The organism is Actinacidiphila oryziradicis (assembly GCF_005047355.1).
Taxonomy (GTDB): domain Bacteria; phylum Actinomycetota; class Actinomycetes; order Streptomycetales; family Streptomycetaceae; genus Actinacidiphila; species Actinacidiphila oryziradicis.
In genome coordinates, this window is record NZ_SUMC01000032.1 from 24,448 (window position 1) to 44,810 (window position 20,363).

Here is a 20,363-nt window from a genome sequence, read left to right on the forward strand (position 1 = left end):
GTAGTGAAACGCAGCAGGACGCGGACGGAGGATCACCATGGCGGTGAACGCACAGGTACTGGATTTTGAGGAGTACGTACGTACGCGCCAGGACGCTCTGCTGCGCAGCGCCCGCCGCCTCGTCCCGGATCCGATCGACGCCCAGGACCTGGTCCAGACCGCTCTGGCGCGTACCTACCCGCGCTGGCAGGCCATCGCCGACAAGGGCCTCGCCGACGCGTATATGCGCCGAGTGATGATCAACACCCGCACCGAGTGGTGGCGCGCCCGCAAGTTGGAGGAGGTCCCCACCCCCGAGCTCCCGGACGCCTGCGTCGACGACGGCTCCGAGCAGCGCGCCGACCGCGAGATGCTCAGGGACGCGCTGCGTGTGCTGGCGCCGAAGCAGCGTCAGGTGGTGGTGCTCCGCCACTACCGGCAGCTGAGCACCGAGGAGACCGCGCACGCGCTGGGCATGTCGGTGGGTACGGTGAAGAGCACCCTGCACCGTGCGCTGGCGCGACTGCGCGCCGAGCTGGAAGCGGGCTGCTACGGTTACGGGCCCGCGATCGGCGCCAGGCGGGCAGGGCAGTGCCGGACCGGGATGGAGGACGTGTGCGCAGTAGCCGCATAACTGCCCCACGGCTGGCGCGGCGGCACGCCGGACGGGCTCTGGTCCCGGTCACGGCGATTGCCGCCGTTTGCGCGTTGATCGGCGTCAGCGGCTGTGCGGACACCGGTGGTGTACGCCTGGAGGGCGCCGCCTCCACCTCCAAGGCCTCGCCGTCCCCGACGGTCAGCGCCGGGAAGGTCAACCCGGTGACCCTGCTGAAGCAGGACCCGAAGGTGCGCCAGGAGTTCAAGGAGGACGTGAAGCCCTGTCCGGGCACGGGCGCGGGCAAACCCAAGAAGTACCCTGTTGAGGCCAAGTACGGATACCTGACCGACAGCCGTTACCCCGATGTCCTCATCAATCTGTCGACCTGCGGGGACGGCACGGGCCTCGGCGTTTACGTCTACCAGCAGAAGGGGGGCTCGTACCAGAATGTCTTCATCGACGAGACCCCTCCCGTCCACGGCGAGATCGGCGACAGCTATCTGGAGATCATCCGGAAGGTGTACACCGACACTGATGCGGTGTGCTGCCCGACCGGCAAGAGCGTGACGACCTACGCCTGGACCGGAGGCTGGTTCTCCGAGATCTCCCACAGTCGTGCTGTAGGAAAATAGCGGGTATACACCAGCAGATACCGGCATAGAGCAGAAAGCAGACGAATGGCCGAGACCCATGTGCTCTTCGTCGAGGACGACGACGTCATCCGCGAGGCGACCACCCTCGCTCTTGAACGCGACGGTTTCAGGGTGACCTCCGTCCCCGACGGCCTGACCGGCCTGGAGGCCTTCCGCGCCAACCAGCCCGACCTCGCCCTGCTCGATGTGATGGTGCCGGGCCTGGACGGGGTCAGCCTGTGCCGCCGGATCCGCGACGAGTCCACCGTTCCGGTGATCATGCTGTCGGCGCGGGCCGACGCGATCGATGTCGTCCTCGGCCTGGAGGCCGGTGCCGACGACTACGTGACCAAGCCCTTCGACGGAGCCGTGCTCACCGCTCGGATCCGGGCCGTACTGCGCCGTTTCGGCCAGGCCTCCGCAGGTGACGGACTGGTGGAGACCACCCTGCTTTCCTTCGGCGACCTCGAGATCGACCCGGACGGCATGGAGGTGCGGCGCGACGGCGAACGGCTCGCGCTGACCCCGACCGAGATGCGGCTGCTGCTGGAGTTCTCCGCCGCTCCCGGCTCCGTCCTCTCCCGGGACCGGCTGCTGGAGCGGGTGTGGGACTACGGCTGGGGCGGCGACACCCGGGTCGTGGACGTCCACGTCCAGCGGCTGCGCGCCAAGGTCGGCCAGGACCGGATCGAGACCGTGCGCGGTTTCGGCTACAAGCTCAAGGCCTGATCACCCATGGCCCTCCTTCTGTTCCGCAAGACCGGACTGCTCCGTAGGGCGGGGCTGCTCCGCAAGACGGGACTGCGCTGGAAGCTGAGCGCGGCCATCGCGGCCGTCTCCGCGCTGGTCGCCGTCGTGCTGAGTTTCGTCGTGCACAATGCCGCCCGGGCCAGCATGATCGACAACTCGCGCGATGTGCAGATGGAGCGGGTCGTCTTCGCCCAGACGGTCTACGAGTCCACCGGCCGCCTCGCCATCAACGCCCGGCTCGACGACGACGACCTGCCGTCGGCGCTGCGGCACTTCGCGGCAAAGGACAAGCGCGCCACCTTTGTGCAGGAGCACGGCAACAGCCCCGTCGTCTGGGCGGAGACCCCGCTCTCCAATGGCCGGGTGCTCTCCATGAGCAGCAAGTTCTCCGACACCTTCGCCGTCCTGGACGACCTCGACCAGGCCCTGATCCTCGGCTCCGCCGCCGTCGTCCTCGGCGGCACCGCGCTCGGCGTGCTTGTCGGCGGCCAGCTCTCACGGCGGCTCCGCAAGGCCGCCGAGGCCGCCGGGCGGGTCGCGGGCGGCGCCACCGACGTACGCGTACGGGACTCCATCGGCGCCCGGGTCCGCGATGAGACCGACGAGCTCGCCCGCGCCGTCGACGCCATGGCCGACGCCCTGGCCGGCCGGCTCGAAGCCGAGCGGCGGGTCACCGCCGACATCGCCCACGAACTCCGCACCCCGGTCACCGGCCTGGTCACCGCCGCCGAGCTACTGCCGCCGGGCCGCCCGTCGGAGCTCGTACGGGACCGCTCCCAGGCCCTGCGCACCCTCGTCGAGGATGTCCTGGAAGTGGCCCGTCTCGACGGCGCCACCGAAAAAGCCGACCTGCAGGACGTCGCTCTCGGCGAGTTCGTCCGCCGCCGGGTCGCCATCACCGCTCCGGACGCGAAGGTGCTGGTCGTCGCCGACGCCGTCGTACGCACCGACCCCCGCCGCCTGGAGCGCATCATCGGCAACCTGGTCGCCAACGCCGCCCGCCACGGCAAGCCCCTCATCGAGGTCACCGTCGACGGCCCGTACATCCAGGTCCGCGACCACGGCCCCGGCTTCCCCGAGGACCTCCTGCGCGAAGGCCCCAGCCGCTTCCGTACCGGCTCCCCCGACCGCTCCGGCTCCGGCCACGGCCTGGGCCTCACCATCGCCACCGGCCAGACCCGCGTCCTCGGCGCCCGCCTCACCTTCCGTAACGCCGCCCCCGAGGACGGCGAGGGCGGCGGGGCAGTGGCGCAACTGCTGCTACCGCGCGAATGAGGCCGCGCCCGGGCTCCGGCGCCTGAACAACAGCGGGGGCCCAGGGGCCCGAGGGTAGAACCCCCGGGCCCCTGGGCCCCCGCTTTCCGAAAAGGGAGGGTCAGGCGAGCAGCCCGCCGCAGCCGCGCCTCACACCGCCTCCCCCACCGACATCACCGGCACCGGCTCTTCCCCCGCAGCCGCCGCCTGCGGGGCACCCCGCAGCGGCACCTCCTTGACGAACCACGCCGCCGCGAAGCCGATCACACTGATCGCCGCGCCCCACAGGAACACATGGTGCGTCCCGCTCGCCACCGCGTGCAGATACGCGTCCTTGACCGCGGCCGGCAGCTTCCCGATGCTCGTCGGGCTCAGCTGCGCCGACCCCGACGTCACCGACGCCCCCGTCCCGCCGGCCCGCGCGGCCATCGTGCTCTGCACCTGGTGGGTGAAGACCGCGCCGAACATCGACACCCCGAAGGAACCGCCGATCGTCCGGAAGAGCGTCGAGGACGACGACCCGACCCCCATGTCCTTCATCTCGACGCTGTTCTGCGCGATCAGCATCGTGATCTGCATCAGGAAGCCCATGCCGGCGCCCAGCACCGCCATGAACGCCCCCGACATGAATCGCGTCGTCCCAGTGTCCATCGTCGACAGCAGGTACAGGCCGACGGTGATCAGCCCACCGCCCAGGATCGGGAAGACCTTGTACCTACCGGTCGACGTCGTCACCCGCCCGGCTATCAGCGACACCACCATCATCGCGAGCAGCATCGGAAGCAGCAGCAGCCCGGAGTTGGTCGCCGAAGCCCCCTGCACCGTCTGCTGGTACAGCGGCAGGAAGGTCATCGCCCCGAACATCGTGAAGCCCACCAGGAACCCGATCACCGAGATCAGCGAAAAGTTCCGGTTCCGGAAGATGTGCAGCGGCATCACCGGCTCCGCCGCCCGCGTCTCCGCGTAGACGAACGCGGCAAGCGCCGCGACCCCCAGCACGCCCAGCCCGATGATCTGCGCCGAGCCCCAGCCGTACTGCGTACCGCCCCAGGTCGTGATGAGCACCAGCGAGGTGATCCCGACCGTCAGCAGCGCCGCCCCGAGGTAGTCGATCCGCGCCTGCACCCGCTTCTTCGGCAGATGCAGCACCACCGAGATCATGAACAGCGCCACCACGCCCAGCGGCAGGTTGATGTAGAAACTCCAGCGCCAGCCCCAGTTGTCGGTGATCGTGCCACCCACCAGCGGCCCGCCGATCATGGCTATCGCCATCACCCCGGCGATCATGCCCTGGTACTTACCGCGCTCCCGCGGCGGAATCAGATCGCCGATGATCGCCATGACACCGACCATCAGGCCACCCGCGCCGAGACCCTGCACCGCCCGGAACGCGATGAGCTGGTCCATCGACTGTGCCATCCCCGACAGCGCCGAGCCGGCCAGAAAGAGCACAATCGACGTCATGAAGACGCCCTTGCGGCCGTACATGTCGCCGAGCTTTCCCCAGATGGGGGTCGAGGCGGCCGTAGCGAGGGTGTACGCCGTGACCACCCACGACAAGTGGCTGAGCCCGCCCAGCTCCCCCACGATCGTCGGCATCGCGGTGCCGACGATCATGTTGTCGAGCATCGCCAGCAACATGGCGATCATCAGCCCGAACAGCACCACTCGGACACTGCGCTGCTTGGGTTCCACCGCTTCGGGCGGGGCTTCTGCGGTCTGGGACATGACCTGTGTCTCCCCCCAGGGAAGGGCGGCTCGCGCAGACTCGGAGATACGTAGATCCACTTACTTGCCGCCCGGCTAGTTTATGTACGACAGTGAGATTAAGCTTTCCGCTAGCCGGTCGTCAAGTAAGTTAATATCAGCGCAAAAGCGACCGCCGGGGGGACCGGCGGCGCGCAACGCAGGAGAGCAGCAGCCATGGCCACATCGCAGGCCCGCCGCGGCGACACCCGCCGCCGTATCCAGGACGTCGCGCTGACGCTCTTCGCCGAGCACGGCTACGAGAAGACCTCGCTCCGCGAGATCGCCGAGCACCTCGACGTCACCAAGGCCGCGCTCTACTACCACTTCAAGACCAAGGAAGACATCCTCATCAGCGTCGCCGACGACCTCGTCAAACCCATTGACGAGCTCATCGCCTGGGCCCAGGCCCAGCCCAGAACCCTTGCCACCAAGCAGGAGTTCCTCCGCCGCTACAGCGAGGCCCTCTGGGGCGCTTCCCGGCTCTTCCGCTTCATGCAAGAGAACCAGGCCACCATGCGCGAACTCAGCATCGGCGAGGCCTTCAAGGACAGGATCGGCGCCCTCGGCGCCCTCCTCAATGAGCCCGGCTTCTCCATGACCGACCAGGTCCGCTGCATGACCGCTCTCTTCTCCATGCACGCCGGCATGTTCGCCATGCAGAACATCGAAGGCGACCCCGACGCCAAGCGCCTCGCCATCCTCGAAGTCGCCCAAGGCCTCATCGCCGACGCCCACGCCGAGCGCGGCTGACCCCGCCACCGTTGCCCTACCAGAGGTGACAAGGGGGACGCCATGGGCAACGACCATCTCGCCGACATCGAGCTTGCCGACGCCGTCGAAGCGATCCGCGACGGCCTCACCGCCGCAACGGCCCGCGGCACCGACCAGGATCTTCGCTTCGAACTCGGCGACATACACATGGAGTTCACCGTCGAAGTCCGCCGCGACGCCCGAGCCCGGGGCGGGGTGAAGGCCTGGCTCGTGGACGCCTCCGCCGAGAGCGGGCGCTCACGGGCCCAGACCCACAAGGTCTCGTTCACCCTGAAGCCGAAGCACGCCGCCACGGGCGGCGGCTGGGACATCGGCGCCGCCCGCCAAGGCAGCGGCTACCTGCTGACCGCCAAGCTGATCCTGACCGCCGGCCATGTGGTGCGGGACAGCGCTCGCATCCAGGCCGCCGTCCCCGGTGGGCTCGGTCTGATCGACTGCGATCTCCTCTGGTCCGGTCTCGACCACGGGATCGACGCCGCGCTGCTTCGAGCCCGCAAGCATCTCGTACCGCTGATGACATCGAAGAAGTTCAGCCTGACCCGATGGGGCGTGGTCAACTCCCTCACCCGCATACCCGGCTGCGAAGCCATCGGCTTTCCCCGCGCCCAGCGCATCGGACAGGGGAGCCTCGGCAGCGAACAGCTCGTCGGCACACTCAAACCCGGCTCCGGCCTGCTCAACAACCGGTACGTACTCGACAGCGACCACACCCCGCCCACGCCCCGCCCGGACGGCGGCTCCCCCTGGGCCGGAATGTCCGGGGCGGCGCTCTTCGCACAGGACTTACTCCTGGGAGTCGTAGCCTTCGACCCGGTGGCTGACAGCACGGCCGTGTGGAAGCCGTGCCCACACACCTCCTGCTCAACGACTCCGGGTTCCATGAAGCTCTCGGCCGGGACGCCCCCGGCCAGTACTCGATCATCACTGTCCAACCCACTGTGGATCCCGACGCCGAATTCCAGCAGCGCTACGCCGACTACCTCGCCGTCAAGCACGGCATCCTCACCATCTTCGGCATCGACCTCACCGACCGCTCCCGTGCCACCTGGCCGCTCGACGCGGCCTACCTGAGCCTGGAAGCCGCCGCCTCCGAGACGACCCGCGACTTCCCCGGCACCAACGGCGGCCCCCTCCACGCCCCCAGCGCCCCGCTCCCCGCCGACCAGGCCCTCGCCGGACGCGAGCGCGTCCTCCTGCGCGGCGTCGCCGGCTCCGGCAAGACCACCCTCGTCCAGTGGCTCGCCACCACCGCCGCCCGCCACGAACGCGGCGACAAAATCCCCTTCGTCCTCCCCCTCCGCACCCTCGTCCGGCACGGTCCCATGCCCATGCCGGACGACTCCTCCCCTCCGTACGCGTCCCCATCAGTCGCTGGCCAGCCGACATCTTGACCTCCCTGCCCCATCATCTCCCCCTGGCAAGCCTCCACCTGCCCAGCGCCGCAGGTGGCCTCGAAGTCCTCGCCGCATGGCCAAGCCTCATCACCCTCGGCTTTGCCGATCGCGATTCCGTCCTCAACCCGGACGATTGATCGCGTCCCGCCAGATGGTGTAGCCGATCAAGTACTCGGAATGCGCAGGTCATCGCCGCATTGACGCGGTTCAGGGCCGCCAATGGCGCTGACGGCAGGTCAGCCGCGCGCGACGCGGGAGCCGTGGCCCATGGGATGGCCGACACGTGGCTTACCGGAACGCGTCGAGCAAGGTCGCTTACACCACGAGGCGGGACACGACCGGATGATTGGGCACACGTATTCTCACTGCCCAATCTGGCGTTCCTGTTGTTCGCCGATCACACGGACCATGCCCTCTTCCCACCCGGCATGAAATCGCACCGCGTCACCACCCTGGTCCTCAATCGGCTATCCAGTGATGGTCATATCAGGAACCTCAGCGCGGTCCTTCCCGGCCTCCAGCGCCTGTACCTGAACGCCGCCTCCGGCGCCTTCCCCACCATCGACCTCGCGCCCCTCGCCGCTTTGCCGGACCTGCAGACCCTCACCGTCAGCTACCCCGGCACCGTCCTGAACGCCCACCTCCTGCCCTCCACCGTCAAACTCACTCTCCGCCCCCGGCCTCGGCAGTAGCCGCCTGCGTACACTTCGGCCCGCGCCTGCGTACACCCCGGTGTGACCGAAGTGCACGCAGGCATGCGCTGAAGCCCACGCAGGCGCCAGTCCCCCGATGGGGTGGCGCCATGTCACAACCCCGTGACCGCCGTTCCGGCCGGGCCGGGGCCGGGCAAGGGGCGGCCATGACGATCTCCTACGACGACGCGCTGGCCAGGCTGGCCGCCGACGACGACCATGTCGCCACGCACGCCCAACTGCTGCACGTCGGGGTCGGCGACAGCACGATCGCCGGGCGGTGCGGGCCCGGCGGGCCCTGGCAACGGCTGCTGCCGCGCACATACCTGCTGCACACCGGGCAGCCGACGCATTTGCAGCGCATGCGGATGGCGCTGCGCTACGGCGAGCACGGGCACCCCGGTTCGGCCATGCTCACCGGGACGGCGGTGCTGGCGCTGCGGCGGCTGAAGCACGCGCCGCAGCCGGAGCACGTACGGAACGTGGATGTGCTGGTGCCCGCCGGGCGACGGCGCCGGGACGAGGAGTTCGCGCGGGTGCGGCCGACGCGGCGGATGCCGGAAGCGGTGCGGGTGGAGGGGCTGGCGTGCGCGCCGCTGGCGCGGGCGGTCGCGGACGCGATGGCCACGGTAGGCACCGACGTGCGGGGGCTGCTGGCCGAAGTGGTGCAGGCCCGACGGTGCCCTGTGTCCAGGCTGGCGGAGGAGCTGCGGGCGGCGCGGCTGGACCGGCTGCCGCACATTGCCCAGGTCCTGGCCGACTTGGGGGCGGGTACGCGCTCGCCGGTGGAGGCGGAGGCCCGGGACGTGGTTGAGGGGTGTTCGGGGCTCCCCCGGCCGCTGTGGAACCCGGAGTTGCGCCTGGACGGCCGGTTCCTGGCGGTGCCGGACGGCTATTGGCCGGACCATGGCGTACTGCTGGAGGTCGAATCGATCGCGCACCACTTCGCCCTGCCCGACTGGGAGTCGACGTGGGACCGTCACAACCGCCTCGACGCACTCGGGCTCTGCGTCCAGCACATCACGGCCCGACAACTGCGGGAGCGTCCCGACGTAGTGCTTGACCGGCTGCGGTCCGCCCTGGCTGGCGGCCCGTACGGTCCGCTGGACCGGATTCAGGTGCTGCCCTGCTGAGGCACTGGGGGCGTCACCCCTCGGGCGAAACGACGTTGAGCTCGAACCAGACGCCCTTGCCGTTGCCGTCGCTGTCGGGTGCCACCCCGCACACGTCCGAAAGCGCGGTGACCAGGAACAGACCCCGCCCGTGGGTGTCGTGCCTGCCCGGGCGCCGGGGCGAGGGCAGCGCGTCACTGCCGTCGTGTACGTCGACCCGGATGCGGGTCGGCTCGATAGCGAGCCCGAGGCGGATGTCGCCCTTGGCATGCAGATGGACGTTGGTCGCCAGCTCCGAGGTGCACAGCGCCGCCGCGTCCGCCGGGCCCGCCAGGCCGGAGGCGTTGAGGGCGCTGCGTACGAAGTCGCGGCACACCCTGGGCGCGGTGGCGACGGCGGGGGCCAGCAGGGTGTAAGTGAGCGGTAGGTCGGCGGGCGGTGCCACGAGGGCCTCCAAGACTGTGTTGAAGGGCGGGAGGTGCGGTGGCCTGCCGCCCCCTTGGACATGCCGGTGCTTTGGCGGCAGACGGCATGGATCGGGGGGCGGTGCGCTTCCGCGACGGTGAGACCCAGGGCACGTTGGCGGCGGGGCCGCCGTTGTCCCTGTGTGAGCGATGCAACACTCACGGTAGAGGTTAGGTACTCATTCCTGCAACCTAATCTCACGATCGAGTGGACCCCGTCGCCAGCCACAGGCAGACTGAGCGCCGAACTCCGAGGAGACCCGCAGTGCCACTACGCACGACCATCACCGAGCGACAGCGCCGACTAGGAGCAGAGCTACGCCAACTCCGGGAACTCAGCGGCATGTCACTCACCCAGGTGGGTGCTGAGGTCGGCATGGGCGGTCCTCACCTGAGCCACGTCGAGTCCGGCCGGACCTCGATCACAACCGATCGTCTCCGCGCTCTATGTCGCGCCTACCGCTGCATTAATGAGCCCTTCATCGCCGCCCTCGTCACGATGGCGGAAAGCAGCGGCAAGGGCTGGTGGACCGAGCACAAGAAGAGGCAGCAACAACCTGCCCTCAATCTCGCGGAGCTCGAAGCCGGCGCGCGGCGCATCCAGAGCCAGGAATCGCTGTTCATCCCAGGGCTCTTCCAGACGGAGCAGTACATGCGCACGACCTTCGAGAACGTCCGTCCCAAGCTGACCGCGAAAGAGATCGACGATTCCAGCGCCTTCCGCCTCGAGCGCCAAAGCGTTCTGACTGGGGAAGATCCGCCGGTCATGCACGCCGTGATCCATGAGGCCGCCCTGCACATGCACATCGGCAGCCCGGAGATCATGCGGGCGCAGCTGCTCCACCTCATCGAGCTCGCGCGACTGCCCAACGTGGTGATCCAGGTGTTCCCGTACGAGGCAGGCGTCTACGCGGCCCTCAGCGGAACCTTCACCCTGATCACGCCTACCGCCAGAGAGTTGAGCACCGTCCTGCTGGACCACCCGGTCCGGTCCCTCTACATGGGCGACGAGCCCCACATCACCCAGTACAGCGACATGTTCGGCAAGCTGGCAGAGCTTGCGCTACCCCCGATCAACCCGGCGGCGGTCCCGGAAACGCACTCCGGGAAAAGCTCGCTCGGCCTCATCCAGCACATCCTCTACACCCTCTAGGAGAGCGAGCATGCCCACGCTCCATTGGCAAAAGTCCAGCTTCAGCGGTGACCCCAACACCAACTGCCTGGAACTCGCCCCGTCCAGCGACGGCGTCCTCATACGCGAGAGCGAAGCCCCCGGCTTCATACTCACCGCCAGCCGGGCCGGGCTGGCCGCCTTCCTCCAGGGCATCAAGGCCGACGACTTCGACCAGCCGAGCTGACCCGTTGCCGCCCGGTGTACCCCACGCCGGGCATACCGTAACGGGCGACTGCCGACTGTCGGCGTCCGCTGCACTGCCTACGGAGATTCGCATGGCCATCGATTACGTCAAACGGCCGCGCCCGGCGTCCGCGTCCGGGACTTCGGCGATCAGCCTGGAGAAGGTCCAGGTGACCGCGCCCCGTCTGGTCGACCTGTACAAGACAGCGCGGGTGTCGTTGGAGAAATCCGGCGTGGCCGGGCAGCGCGCTGCCGTTTACCTGGTCATTGACCGTTCCGGGAGTATGCGCGGCTATTTCGAGGACGGAACCGTCCAGCATTTGGCGGAGCAGGCTTTGGGGCTGTCAGCGAATCTCGATGATGACGGCACGGTGCCTGTAGTGTTCTTTTCGACCGGCATCGACGGTATCGCCGACTTCAGCCTGGACTGCTATGAGGGCCGCGTGAATGCCCTGCACAGTGGTTACGGACATATGGGGCGCAGCAACTATCACGTGGCCATGCAGGCCGTTATTGACCATTACACTACCTCCGGCGCCACTGACCCCGCCTTTGTCATCTTCCAGACAGATGGCGGCCCCACGTCTCGCGTGGCCGCCGAGCGCGTGTTGTGCGCTGCGGCCCGGCTGCCGATCTTCTGGCAGTTCATCGGTTTCGGGGACCCGGACGACAAGCAATTCGACTTCCTGCGGAAGCTCGACGATCTGCCCGTTCCGGCTAAGCGGGTCGTGGACAATGCGGGCTTCTTTCCCGCCGGCACCGATCCCCGGGCCGTGCCGGACACGGAGTTGTTCCAGGCGCTGATGAGCGAGTTCCCGCAGTGGCTGGGTGCCGCGCGGGCTGCGGGCATCGTGCACGTGCGCGTGCGGGCGCGCGGGCGCTGAAAAGGGGCTACCCCGGGGCCGTACCGCTTACGGTCCCGGGGCGGGCCGGCCGCCTTACTCCCGGACCGCCCCAGCGCCGCAGGCAACGCGATTCACCCGTTCGACGGACATTACTGGTCGTAGCTGACTGAATGCATATGATCTACGCAAGGCTCAGCAGCGGGTCAGAAAACATCAAGAACAGACCAGTCGTACCCGCCCAGCTCCGTGCCCTGCCGCCAGGGCACGGAGAGCTCCTCGACGACCTGAAAGCGATCGTCAAGCGCTCCAGCATCCGCGCCCAGCGTGCGGTCAACACCGAGCTGATCCAGATGTACTGGGAGCTGGGCCGCACCCTCCTGGAGCGCCAGTCCAGGAAGCGTGGGGCACCAAGGTCATCGACCGGATCGCCGTCGACATGCGCACGGCGTTCCCCGGGCAGCGGGGCTTCTCGCTCCGCAACCTCAAGTACATGCAGCAGATGGCTCGAACACGGCCCGAACAAATTGGGCAACAGGCTGTTGCCCAATTGCCCTGGGGACACATCATCGTCCTGATGGGCCGCCTCGATACCCCCGCTGAGCAGGACTTCTATGCGAAGACGGCCGTGCAGCACGGCTGGTCGCGCGGGATGCTGGAGCACTGGATCGGTCATCGTCTGCATCTCACCCAGGGGGCTGCGAGCAGCAACTTAGACCTGTCCCGCCTGGTCCAGGACGTCATCGACGCGGACGGCCGGGACGACTGAAAGGGGCTGCCCCTGGACCGTACGAATACGGTCCAGGGGCAGCCCCTCAGACAGGCCCGGCGCGGAGCGCTTACGCTTCCTTGCTCAGGTTCGGGGCACCGCCGGAGCCGGCCGCCTCGATGGGCGGGGTGTCGGCGACGGAGACCTTTTCCTCACCGCGGAAGGTGAACTTGCGCTCTTCACCCTCGCCCTCGGCGCCGACGACCACGATGTGGCCGGGACGGAGCTCGCCGAAGAGGATCTTCTCGGAGAGGATGTCCTCGATCTCACGCTGGATGGTCCGGCGCAGCGGCCGGGCACCCATGACCGGGTCGTAGCCCTTCTTGGCGAGGAGGGACTTGGCGTCGGAGCTGAGCTCGATGCCCATGTCCCGGTCCTTGAGGCGCTCGTCGACGCGGCCGATCATGAGGTCGACGATCTGGATGATGTCTTCCTCGGTCAGCTGGTGGAAGACGACGATGTCGTCGACACGGTTGAGGAACTCGGGGCGGAAGTGCTGCTTGAGCTCCTCGCCGACCTTGGCCTTCATCCGGTCGTACCCGGTCTTGACGTCTCCCATGGCGGCGAAGCCGAGGTTGAAGCCCTTGGAGATGTCCCGGGTGCCGAGGTTGGTCGTCATGATGATGACCGTGTTCTTGAAGTCCACGACCCGGCCCTGGGAGTCGGTCAGGCGACCGTCTTCCAGAATCTGCAACAGGGAGTTGAAGATGTCGGGGTGGGCCTTTTCGACCTCGTCGAAGAGGACAACGGAGAACGGCTTGCGGCGGACCTTTTCGGTCAGCTGGCCGCCCTCTTCGTAGCCGACGTAGCCGGGGGGAGAACCGAAGAGGCGGGAAACTGTGTGCTTCTCCGAGAATTCCGACATGTCGAGCTGGATGAGGGCGTCCTCGTCACCGAACAAGAACTCCGCGAGGGTCTTGCTGAGCTCGGTCTTACCGACGCCGGACGGGCCGGCGAAGATGAAGGAGCCACCGGGACGCTTGGGGTCCTTGAGGCCGGCCCGCGTACGGCGGATGGCCTGGGAGAGGGCCTTGATGGCGTCCTTCTGGCCGATGACGCGCTTGTGGAGCTCGTCCTCCATACGGAGCAGCCGGGAGGACTCCTCCTCCGTCAGCTTGAAGACCGGGATGCCCGTGGCCGTGGCCAGGACCTCGGCGATCAGCTCCTCGTCGACCTCGGCGACGACGTCCATGTCGCCGGCCTTCCACTCCTTCTCGCGCTTGGTCTTCGCGGAGAGAAGTTGCTTCTCCTTGTCGCGGAGACTGGCCGCCTTCTCGAAGTCCTGCGAATCGATCGCGGACTCCTTCTCGCGGCGCACGTCGGCGATCTTCTCGTCGAACTCGCGGAGGTCCGGCGGCGCGGTCATGCGGCGGATGCGCATGCGGGAGCCGGCCTCGTCGATGAGGTCGATCGCCTTGTCCGGGAGGAAGCGGTCGGAGATGTAGCGGTCGGCGAGGGTCGCCGCGGCCACCAGGGCGGCGTCCGTGATGGACACGCGGTGGTGGGCCTCGTAGCGGTCCCGCAGGCCCTTGAGGATCTCGATGGTGTGCGGCAGGGACGGCTCGGCGACCTGGATGGGCTGGAAGCGTCGCTCGAGGGCGGCGTCCTTCTCCAGGTGCTTGCGGTACTCGTCGAGCGTCGTGGCGCCGATGGTCTGCAGCTCGCCGCGGGCCAGCATGGGCTTGAGAATGCTGGCGGCGTCGATCGCGCCCTCGGCGGCGCCGGCACCCACGAGGGTGTGGAGCTCGTCGATGAACAGGATGATGTCGCCGCGGGTGCGGATCTCCTTGAGGACCTTCTTCAGGCGCTCCTCGAAGTCACCGCGGTACCGGGAGCCGGCGACGAGTGCGCCGAGGTCCAGGGTGTAGAGCTGCTTGTCCTTGAGCGTCTCGGGCACTTCGCCCTTGACGATCGCCTGGGCGAGGCCTTCGACGACGGCGGTCTTGCCGACGCCGGGCTCGCCGATGAGGACGGGGTTGTTCTTGGTACGGCGGGACAGCACCTGCATGACCCGCTCGATCTCCTTCTCGCGCCCGATGACCGGGTCGAGCTTGGTTTCACGAGCAGCCTGGGTCAGGTTGCGGCCGAACTGGTCCAGGACGAGGGAGGTCGAGGGGGTGCCCTCGGCCGGGCCGCCGGCGGTGGCGGCTTCCTTGCCCTGGTAACCGGAGAGCAGCTGGATGACCTGCTGCCGGACCCGGTTCAGGTCGGCGCCCAGCTTGACCAGGACCTGGGCGGCGACGCCCTCGCCCTCGCGGATCAGGCCGAGCAGGATGTGCTCCGTACCGATGTAGTTGTGGCCGAGCTGGAGGGCCTCGCGGAGCGACAGCTCCAGGACCTTCTTGGCACGCGGGGTGAAGGGAATGTGCCCGGACGGGGCCTGCTGCCCCTGCCCGATGATCTCCTCCACCTGCTGGCGAACCGCCTCGAGCGAAATCCCGAGGCTCTCCAGGGCCTTAGCGGCGACACCCTCACCCTCGTGGATCAGGCCCAGGAGGATGTGCTCAGTGCCGATGTAGTTGTGGTTGAGCATCCGGGCTTCTTCCTGAGCCAGGACGACAACCCGCCGCGCACGGTCGGTGAACCTCTCGAACATCGTTAATCGCTCCTCAGAGCGGTCGGGCAGTTAGGGGTCGGTCCCCTCCCTGTCCTTCCGCATGCTAGTCCCGCACCGCGGGGCAGCTCACTTCTACTGTCGACACCCATCCGGGACTCTTAGTCCCACACAGCTGACAACAGCTCCAACCCGATGGTGCGAGACGATGTTCCCGCAGGCCAGGCAGATAGACCCTTATTCGCTACGCCGATGGCGAACGCCCACCTTTCCCGACACGCCCGTCGCCCCTCTCCACTAGGTCTTTCTTACCCCGTACCCCCGACACTCCATGCAGATCCCTATGGTTCCCTGCGCTACGGGCGAACATGCTTGCGCGATGCACGACACGCATCGTAAAAGAACCGGCACTCGTTGTTGGCGATATGGGCTGGTACGAGCGCGAGCTGGGTTGGCCGACCGCAGGAGCGGTTCCGCCGGACCCGGTCACGGCGACACCGGGCACCAAGCCGGTCAGGAACCTGCTCACCGGGGTGCGTTTCGATGCGCTCGACGTCCCGGCCGAGGCGGGCTTCGAGGTGCTGGACCTGCGGCGCTTCGCGCGGGCCACGGCCACCGGGCCGGTGGCGCTGGACGGGCGGCGGATGCGGCTGCTGGTGGCCGCCGGGAGCTCGGAGGAGCTGCCCGGGCTGCTGGACTGGCTGGAGTGGGGGGGAATTCCGCTCGATCTCACCGCCCTGGGGGCCGGCGGGTGGATGCCCGCACCGACGGTGCCACGGGGTATCCGGCGGGAGACCGCGTACGACCGGCTGGCGCCGGTTTGGCTGCGGCCTCCCGGACCGGGAGACGAGGTGGAGCGGTCGCTGCCCACGATGAGCCTCGCGGGCCGCTCCGGGGCCTGTGAGGCCCCCTGGAAGGCCGGCCGGGCCGACGGGGAGAGTGGGGGGCCCGTCGGCCTGGTGGCGCTGGTGGCCGCACTCGCGACCGCCTGCCACCGGGTGAGACTGCGGCGCAGTCACCGTGCTGTGCCTGATCTGCTTGATCCGCGGGACGGGCGCGCTCAGCCGTGCACCTTGTCGTAAGCCTCGCGGATCGTCGCGGGGACGCGACCGCGGTCGTTCACCTCGTAGCCCTTCTCCTTCGCCCATGCGCGGATCTTCGCGGTGTCCTGGCCCGCAACACCCACTCGTGCGGCCTTCAGCCCACGGCCCCGGCCAGCGCGTCCGCCGGTACGGCGGCCGCTTTCCAGGTACGGAGTGAGCAGACCTCGGAGCTTGTCCGCGTTGGCGGTGGTGAGATCGATCTCGTACGTCACTCCGTCCAGAGCGAACGTCACGGTCTCGTCAGCCTCGCCGCCGTCGAGGTCGTCAACAAGAAGGACCTGAACCTTCTGTGCCACCGGCTTCCCTTTCATCGAATACGGATAACCGGTAAAAGCAAACCGCCTTTCCCCGGAAAACACAAACCCCTTGGGCGAACTCGTCCCTACCCAAGCCTGTGAGCAGGCCCTTCCATGCGGAACGATTCGGGCATAACGATCTCTCGTGACCCGCCCCTCACAGTTGCAGCAGCATGCGGCTGTTGCCCAAGGTGTTAGGTTTCACCCGTTCGAGGTCAAGGAACTCCGCCACTCCCTCGTCATTGGAACGGAGCAGCTCACCGAAGACATCCCCGTCGACCGGGGTCTCGCCGATCTCCACGAAGCCATGTTTCGCGAAGAAGTCCACTTCGAAGGTGAGACAGAAAATCCGCCGCACACCGAGCCATCGCGCGGTCCTCAACAGCTTGTCGAGCACAAGATGGCCGATACCCTTCCCGTGCAGGGCCGGATCTACCGCAAGAGTACGCACCTCGGCCAGGTCCTCCCACATCACATGCAGGGCGCCACAGGCGACGACCTCGGCGTCCTCGTCGCGTTCGGCGACCCAGAACTCCTGGATGTCCTCGTAAAGCGTCACGGTCGGCTTGTCGAGCAGGATACGGTCCCGCACATAGGAGTCCAGGAGACCGCGTACCGCGGCCACATCGCTGGTCCGGGCCCGGCGGACTGTGACAGCTTTTGATTCAAGAGGCGCTGAGGGCATGGCCGGACGCTATCGCCCGCCGGGATCAGGCGGCCGGGCGGGGTCCTCGGGATCTGCGGACCTTGCACGATCCATGGACTCCGCGGAGACTGCGGGCCGCGTCGGTTGTACAGGATCCACTGACCGTACGACGCGCATTGCGTCGCGCAGCGCTTCTCGCTGTTCCGGCGACATCATGCCGAAGAAGGCCACAAGGGCGGCTGCGGGGTTGTCACTGGCCGACCATGCCTCGTTCATGAGTGCGGCCGAGTAAGCGGCCCGGGTGGAAACCGCCTCATAGCGATAGGCACGGCCTTCGGCTTCCCGCCGCAGCCAGCCCTTGTGATGCAGGTTGTCCATTACGGTCATGACCGTCGTGTACGCGAGGGAACGCTCCTGGCGGAGGTCTTCCAGTACTTCGCGCACCGTGACCGGGCGGTTCCACTCCCACACCCTGGTCATGACGGCGTCTTCGAGCTCTCCCAAAGGACGGGGCACGTTCGAATACTACGCGCGGGTGTCGCGAATGACCGTTTCTTAGTGCGCCGGGCCTTCTGACTGGCGGGCACTCTCGGCGCGGGCGAGCGCGGCATCGACAGCCGCGTCTTCCTTGCCCTTGTTGGCCCCGCCCTGGCTCTTGATCATCGTCCGGATAACGAGCGTGAACGCGACGGCCATCACCAGGGAGGGCACAAGCGCGGCAACATAGTCCATGGATCCAGAGTAGTCACGGTCTCTTTTGCCGAGCATTGCGGGGCGGCCGCAAAGGCGCCCGTCACTCCGAAGGGGGAACAGGTGACGGGCGCCTGTGCTGTCCGGAGGTCAGCCGGTGGCGCGTTCCTCCGGAGCAGGGGGGCCCGGCTTCTCCGGCGGGCTCGGCTGGGGCGGTGACGCGGGCTCAGGCTCCGGGTCCGGTGGGGGCGCCGGGTGACGGCGCCGGGGGAACACCTCCCCGGGGGTCGGCACCGGACGCGACGGGCGCGGCGGGAGGTCCGCCGCGCACCTCCCGCCCGGCAGGGCGTACAGCCGGGCCCGGAGGGCCGCTGCGGCCCGGGCCCCGCCCGCACCGGCCGGTGCGGGGATACGGGCCTCCAGGCGGGCCCTCACGGCCAGCTCCGCCAGGTGCTCGCAGCGGCGCAGCATCGCGTCGTAGCGGCCCCCTCGCAGCCGGCGCAGGGCGGCGAGGTCGTCCGGGAGCGGGACGTAGCCGGAGTCCAGCGCTCCGTTCAGCCGTTCCAGGAAGCCGGTGGCGCTGCCGGGGAGCGCTGCGCGGTAGCGGACGAGTTCCGCGAACAGGAATGTCCGCAGCCGTACGCTCTCGCGCGCCGCCTCATCGACGGCGTCGGCCAGGCGGAGGTAGTCGTGGACGTCCTCCGGGTGGGGAGGGGTCGGGGATGTGGAGGGCTGGAGGGCCTGTGCGAGGGCGCGCCGGAGCACACGCAATTCGTCCGCGCTGAACGCCATGCCGCCTCGGGACCCGTGTGGCGTGGGCATGCACCGACTTTACGTACTAAGCGGACAAAAGGCGCGTAACGAGATATGTGCGGCGCGGCGTAGCGCGGCGCGCAGGCGGGCCGGGTCCGACTGGCTCGCCTGCGCGGCTACGTGGTCGAGACGTTGCGCTCGTAGACCAGCCGCAGGCCGATCAGGGTGAGCCACGGCTCATGGGCGTCGATGACCGCCGACTCGCCGAGCACGAGCGGCGCCAGGCCGCCCGTCGCGATGACGGTGACGTCGTCGGGATCGTCGGCGAGCTCGCGGGCCATCCGCTCGGCGACACCGTCGACCTGGCCGGCGAAACCGTAGAGGATGCCGGACTGCATGGCCTCGACGGTGTTCTTGCCGATGACGCTGCGCGGGCGGGCCAGCTCGATCTTACGGAGCTGGGCGCCGCGCGCCCCGAGCGCGTCGACGGAGATCTCGATGCCGGGGGCGATCGCGCCGCCCGCGTACTCGCCCCGTGCGGAGATCGCGTCGAAGGTGGTGGCCGTGCCGAAGTCGACGACAATGCACGGACCGCCATATAGGTGCACGGCGGCCAGCGCGTTGATGATGCGGTCGGAACCGACCTCCTTGGGGTTGTCCATGAGGATCGGGACGCCGGTCTTGATGCCGGGCTCGACGAGGATGGCCGGGACATCACCGTAATAGCGGCGGGTGACTTCACGCAGCTCGTGCAGGACCGCCGGCACGGTGGAGCAGACGGAGATGCCGTCGATGCCGTCGCCGAGGTCCTGGCCGAGCAGCGGGTGCATGCCCATCAGGCCATGGAGCAGCACCGCGATCTCGTCGGCGGTGCGGCGTTGGTCGGTGGAGATCCGCCAGTGCTCGACGATCTCCTCGCCGTCGAAGAGACCAAGGACGGTGTGGGTGTTGCCGACGTCGATGGTGAGCAGCATGCGGCTTACTGCTCCGCTCGCAGGTCGAGGCCGATGTCGAGGATCGGCGAGGAGTGGGTGAGCGCGCCCACCGCGAGATAGTCCACACCGGCCTCGGCGTAGGCGCGGGCGGTGGCCAGGGTGAGCCGGCCGGAGGATTCCAGGGCGGCGCGGCCTCTGACGAGGGCCACGGCCTCCTCCGTCTCGGCGGGGGTGAAGTTGTCGAGGAGGATCAGGTCGGCGCCCGCGTCCAGGACCTCGCGGACCTGGTGGAGGGTGTCGGCCTCGACCTCGATGGGTACGTCGGGGAATTCCTGCCGTACGAGCTTGAAGGCCGCCGCGACGCCGCCCGCCGCGATGACGTGGTTGTCCTTGACGAGGGCCGCGTCGGACAGCGACATACGGTGGTTGACGCCGCCGCCGCAGCGAACGGCGTACTTCTCCAGGGCCCGCAGGCCAGGGGTGGTCTTGCGGGTGTCGCGGACCCGGGCCTTGGTGCCTTCGAGGAGGTCGGCCCACTCGCGGGTCGCGGTGGCGATGCCGGAGAGCCTGCAGAGGAGGTTCAGCGCGCTGCGCTCGCCGGTGAGGAGGTCGCGGGTGCGGGTGCGGACGGACAGCAGGACCTGGCCGGCCTCGACGCGGTCGCCGTCCTCGACATGGCGCTCGACCTCGAACTCGTCCGTGCAGACGACGGAGAGGAGCGCCTCGGCGATCCGCAGGCCGGCCACGGTGCCCGGCTCGCGGGCGGTGAAGTCGCCGGTCGCGAGGGCGTCCTCGGGGACGGTCGCGATGGTGGTGATGTCCGTGCCGCCGTCGAGGTCCTCCTCGATCGCCATGTGGGCGATGTCCTCGACCTCCACCGGGTCGAGTCCGGCGTCCGTCAGGAGCTGCGCGAGGGCGGGGTCCAGACCGCACTCGTAGGCGTCGTCATCACGCTCCGCACCGCAGGCGCAGCCGTCGCCGCAACCGCCGGTCCCCTCGCCGGGGTGGCCGACGAGCGGCAGC

The 20,363-nt window shown here is 68.5% G+C and carries 24 protein-coding genes; 14 read left to right on the top strand and 10 right to left on the bottom strand.

Annotated features, from left to right (window positions below; genetic code table 11):
* The first annotated feature begins 37 nt into the window (after positions 1-37).
* Genes FCI23_RS28730 through FCI23_RS28745 form a run of 4 tightly spaced genes read left to right on the top strand, consistent with a single transcriptional unit; the run spans position 38 to position 3,234 of the window.
* The gene (locus FCI23_RS28730; RefSeq protein ID WP_136726855.1) at positions 38-613 is read left to right on the top strand and encodes a SigE family RNA polymerase sigma factor; all 576 of its coding nucleotides are present in this window, start codon (positions 38-40) and stop codon (positions 611-613) included.
* On the top strand, positions 595-1,209 hold the full coding sequence (locus FCI23_RS28735) for a hypothetical protein (protein ID WP_246144122.1): 615 nt from the start codon (positions 595-597) through the stop codon (positions 1,207-1,209). Before FCI23_RS28730 ends, FCI23_RS28735 begins: the two co-directional genes overlap by 19 nt.
* Positions 1,210-1,254: 45 nt before the next feature.
* Positions 1,255-1,938: a two-component system response regulator CseB gene (gene cseB / locus FCI23_RS28740; RefSeq protein ID WP_136726856.1), complete on the top strand. Its 684-nt coding sequence runs from the start codon at positions 1,255-1,257 to the stop codon at positions 1,936-1,938.
* A 6-nt stretch (positions 1,939-1,944) separates the two neighbouring features.
* Positions 1,945-3,234, top strand: a complete 1,290-nt coding sequence (locus tag FCI23_RS28745; protein WP_136726857.1) for a sensor histidine kinase — start codon at positions 1,945-1,947, stop codon at positions 3,232-3,234.
* A gap of 129 nt (positions 3,235-3,363) precedes the next feature.
* Here FCI23_RS28745 and FCI23_RS28750 read toward each other — a convergent pair whose 3' ends face one another.
* A complete protein-coding gene (locus tag FCI23_RS28750) occupies positions 3,364-4,941 on the bottom strand; it encodes an MDR family MFS transporter (protein ID WP_211265501.1) in 1,578 nt (525 codons plus the stop codon).
* A gap of 195 nt (positions 4,942-5,136) precedes the next feature.
* On the opposite strand from FCI23_RS28750, the gene FCI23_RS28755 reads away from it, so the two are divergent.
* The 5 genes from FCI23_RS28755 (at position 5,137) to FCI23_RS28775 (ending at position 8,952) form a co-directional block, all read left to right on the top strand.
* Complete coding sequence (locus FCI23_RS28755) at positions 5,137-5,712, top strand: TetR/AcrR family transcriptional regulator (RefSeq protein WP_136726858.1); 576 nt, start codon at positions 5,137-5,139, stop codon at positions 5,710-5,712.
* Between the two features lie 42 nt (positions 5,713-5,754).
* Positions 5,755-6,804, top strand: coding sequence for a trypco2 family protein (locus FCI23_RS63155; RefSeq protein WP_322973910.1), 1,050 nt, complete (start codon positions 5,755-5,757; stop codon positions 6,802-6,804).
* 122 nt (positions 6,805-6,926) lie between these two features.
* The gene (locus tag FCI23_RS63160) at positions 6,927-7,124 is read left to right on the top strand and encodes an NACHT domain-containing protein (protein ID WP_322973911.1); all 198 of its coding nucleotides are present in this window, start codon (positions 6,927-6,929) and stop codon (positions 7,122-7,124) included.
* 431 nt (positions 7,125-7,555) lie between these two features.
* Entirely contained in the window at positions 7,556-7,819 is a 264-nt protein-coding gene (locus FCI23_RS28770) for a hypothetical protein (RefSeq protein WP_136726860.1), read from the top strand.
* Positions 7,820-7,986: 167 nt separating this feature from the next.
* Positions 7,987-8,952 (top strand): hypothetical protein, encoded by a 966-nt coding sequence (locus FCI23_RS28775; protein WP_136726861.1) that lies wholly within the window; start codon positions 7,987-7,989, stop codon positions 8,950-8,952.
* A 13-nt stretch (positions 8,953-8,965) separates the two neighbouring features.
* On the opposite strand, the gene FCI23_RS28780 is transcribed toward FCI23_RS28775, so the two are convergent.
* Positions 8,966-9,376, bottom strand: a complete 411-nt coding sequence (locus FCI23_RS28780) for an ATP-binding protein (RefSeq protein WP_136726862.1) — start codon at positions 9,374-9,376, stop codon at positions 8,966-8,968.
* Between the two features lie 284 nt (positions 9,377-9,660).
* Here FCI23_RS28780 and FCI23_RS28785 point away from each other — a divergent pair, with 284 nt between their 5' ends.
* The 4 genes from FCI23_RS28785 to FCI23_RS60215 all read left to right on the top strand — a co-directional run bounded on the left by FCI23_RS28785 (position 9,661) and on the right by FCI23_RS60215 (position 12,363).
* A complete protein-coding gene (locus tag FCI23_RS28785; protein WP_136726863.1) occupies positions 9,661-10,548 on the top strand; it encodes a helix-turn-helix domain-containing protein in 888 nt (295 codons plus the stop codon).
* Positions 10,549-10,558: 10 nt separating this feature from the next.
* On the top strand, positions 10,559-10,753 hold the full coding sequence (locus tag FCI23_RS28790) for a DUF397 domain-containing protein (RefSeq protein ID WP_136726864.1): 195 nt from the start codon (positions 10,559-10,561) through the stop codon (positions 10,751-10,753).
* A gap of 91 nt (positions 10,754-10,844) precedes the next feature.
* Positions 10,845-11,636, top strand: coding sequence for a vWA domain-containing protein (locus tag FCI23_RS28795; RefSeq protein WP_136726865.1), 792 nt, complete (start codon positions 10,845-10,847; stop codon positions 11,634-11,636).
* A 397-nt stretch (positions 11,637-12,033) separates the two neighbouring features.
* On the top strand, positions 12,034-12,363 hold the full coding sequence (locus FCI23_RS60215) for a DUF1016 N-terminal domain-containing protein (RefSeq protein ID WP_246144123.1): 330 nt from the start codon (positions 12,034-12,036) through the stop codon (positions 12,361-12,363).
* A 70-nt stretch (positions 12,364-12,433) separates the two neighbouring features.
* Here the strand turns inward: FCI23_RS60215 and FCI23_RS28805 are convergent, their stop codons facing one another.
* On the bottom strand, positions 12,434-14,959 hold the full coding sequence (locus FCI23_RS28805) for an ATP-dependent Clp protease ATP-binding subunit (protein ID WP_136726866.1): 2,526 nt from the start codon (positions 14,957-14,959) through the stop codon (positions 12,434-12,436).
* 383 nt (positions 14,960-15,342) lie between these two features.
* Here FCI23_RS28805 and FCI23_RS28815 point away from each other — a divergent pair, with 383 nt between their 5' ends.
* Positions 15,343-15,999 (top strand): SCO3374 family protein, encoded by a 657-nt coding sequence (locus FCI23_RS28815; protein ID WP_211265502.1) that lies wholly within the window; start codon positions 15,343-15,345, stop codon positions 15,997-15,999.
* On the opposite strand, the gene FCI23_RS28820 is transcribed toward FCI23_RS28815, so the two are convergent.
* From FCI23_RS28820 to nadC, 7 genes are all read right to left on the bottom strand, one after another.
* Positions 15,978-16,316: a histone-like nucleoid-structuring protein Lsr2 gene (locus FCI23_RS28820; RefSeq protein ID WP_136726867.1), complete on the bottom strand. Its 339-nt coding sequence runs from the start codon at positions 16,314-16,316 to the stop codon at positions 15,978-15,980. The genes FCI23_RS28815 and FCI23_RS28820 overlap by 22 nt on opposite strands.
* Positions 16,317-16,473: 157 nt before the next feature.
* The gene (locus FCI23_RS28825) at positions 16,474-17,001 is read right to left on the bottom strand and encodes an amino-acid N-acetyltransferase (RefSeq protein WP_136726868.1); all 528 of its coding nucleotides are present in this window, start codon (positions 16,999-17,001) and stop codon (positions 16,474-16,476) included.
* Positions 17,002-17,010: 9 nt separating this feature from the next.
* On the bottom strand, positions 17,011-17,478 hold the full coding sequence (locus FCI23_RS28830; RefSeq protein WP_136726869.1) for a BlaI/MecI/CopY family transcriptional regulator: 468 nt from the start codon (positions 17,476-17,478) through the stop codon (positions 17,011-17,013).
* A gap of 39 nt (positions 17,479-17,517) precedes the next feature.
* Complete coding sequence (locus FCI23_RS56740; RefSeq protein WP_169316973.1) at positions 17,518-17,694, bottom strand: hypothetical protein; 177 nt, start codon at positions 17,692-17,694, stop codon at positions 17,518-17,520.
* A 108-nt stretch (positions 17,695-17,802) separates the two neighbouring features.
* A complete protein-coding gene (locus FCI23_RS28835; RefSeq protein WP_246144125.1) occupies positions 17,803-18,474 on the bottom strand; it encodes a hypothetical protein in 672 nt (223 codons plus the stop codon).
* Between the two features lie 107 nt (positions 18,475-18,581).
* On the bottom strand, positions 18,582-19,379 hold the full coding sequence (locus tag FCI23_RS28840) for a type III pantothenate kinase (protein ID WP_136726870.1): 798 nt from the start codon (positions 19,377-19,379) through the stop codon (positions 18,582-18,584).
* Positions 19,380-19,384: 5 nt separating this feature from the next.
* Positions 19,385-20,362: a carboxylating nicotinate-nucleotide diphosphorylase gene (gene nadC, locus FCI23_RS28845; protein WP_136726928.1), complete on the bottom strand. Its 978-nt coding sequence runs from the start codon at positions 20,360-20,362 to the stop codon at positions 19,385-19,387.
* Position 20,363 lies beyond the last annotated feature (1 nt).

What these genes read in the sequence shown, in the direction of transcription:
- FCI23_RS28745 (WP_136726857.1), top strand. Translation starts at nt 1,945, where the DNA reads ATGGCCCTCCTTCTGTTCCGCAAGACCGGACTGCTCCGTAGGGCGGGG.
- FCI23_RS28770 (WP_136726860.1), top strand. Translation starts at nt 7,556, where the DNA reads ATGAAATCGCACCGCGTCACCACCCTGGTCCTCAATCGGCTATCCAGT.
- FCI23_RS28775 (WP_136726861.1), top strand. Translation starts at nt 7,987, where the DNA reads ATGACGATCTCCTACGACGACGCGCTGGCCAGGCTGGCCGCCGACGAC.
- FCI23_RS28805 (WP_136726866.1), bottom strand. Translation starts at nt 14,959, where the DNA reads ATGTTCGAGAGGTTCACCGACCGTGCGCGGCGGGTTGTCGTCCTGGCT.
- FCI23_RS28750 (WP_211265501.1), bottom strand. Translation starts at nt 4,941, where the DNA reads ATGTCCCAGACCGCAGAAGCCCCGCCCGAAGCGGTGGAACCCAAGCAG.
- FCI23_RS60215 (WP_246144123.1), top strand. Translation starts at nt 12,034, where the DNA reads ATGCGCACGGCGTTCCCCGGGCAGCGGGGCTTCTCGCTCCGCAACCTC.
- FCI23_RS56740 (WP_169316973.1), bottom strand. Translation starts at nt 17,694, where the DNA reads ATGGACTATGTTGCCGCGCTTGTGCCCTCCCTGGTGATGGCCGTCGCG.
- FCI23_RS28835 (WP_246144125.1), bottom strand. Translation starts at nt 18,474, where the DNA reads ATGCCCACGCCACACGGGTCCCGAGGCGGCATGGCGTTCAGCGCGGAC.
- FCI23_RS28825 (WP_136726868.1), bottom strand. Translation starts at nt 17,001, where the DNA reads ATGCCCTCAGCGCCTCTTGAATCAAAAGCTGTCACAGTCCGCCGGGCC.
- FCI23_RS28755 (WP_136726858.1), top strand. Translation starts at nt 5,137, where the DNA reads ATGGCCACATCGCAGGCCCGCCGCGGCGACACCCGCCGCCGTATCCAG.
- FCI23_RS28730 (WP_136726855.1), top strand. Translation starts at nt 38, where the DNA reads ATGGCGGTGAACGCACAGGTACTGGATTTTGAGGAGTACGTACGTACG.
- FCI23_RS63155 (WP_322973910.1), top strand. Translation starts at nt 5,755, where the DNA reads ATGGGCAACGACCATCTCGCCGACATCGAGCTTGCCGACGCCGTCGAA.
- FCI23_RS28790 (WP_136726864.1), top strand. Translation starts at nt 10,559, where the DNA reads ATGCCCACGCTCCATTGGCAAAAGTCCAGCTTCAGCGGTGACCCCAAC.
- FCI23_RS28840 (WP_136726870.1), bottom strand. Translation starts at nt 19,379, where the DNA reads ATGCTGCTCACCATCGACGTCGGCAACACCCACACCGTCCTTGGTCTC.
- FCI23_RS28795 (WP_136726865.1), top strand. Translation starts at nt 10,845, where the DNA reads ATGGCCATCGATTACGTCAAACGGCCGCGCCCGGCGTCCGCGTCCGGG.
- FCI23_RS28815 (WP_211265502.1), top strand. Translation starts at nt 15,343, where the DNA reads ATGGGCTGGTACGAGCGCGAGCTGGGTTGGCCGACCGCAGGAGCGGTT.
- cseB (WP_136726856.1), top strand. Translation starts at nt 1,255, where the DNA reads ATGGCCGAGACCCATGTGCTCTTCGTCGAGGACGACGACGTCATCCGC.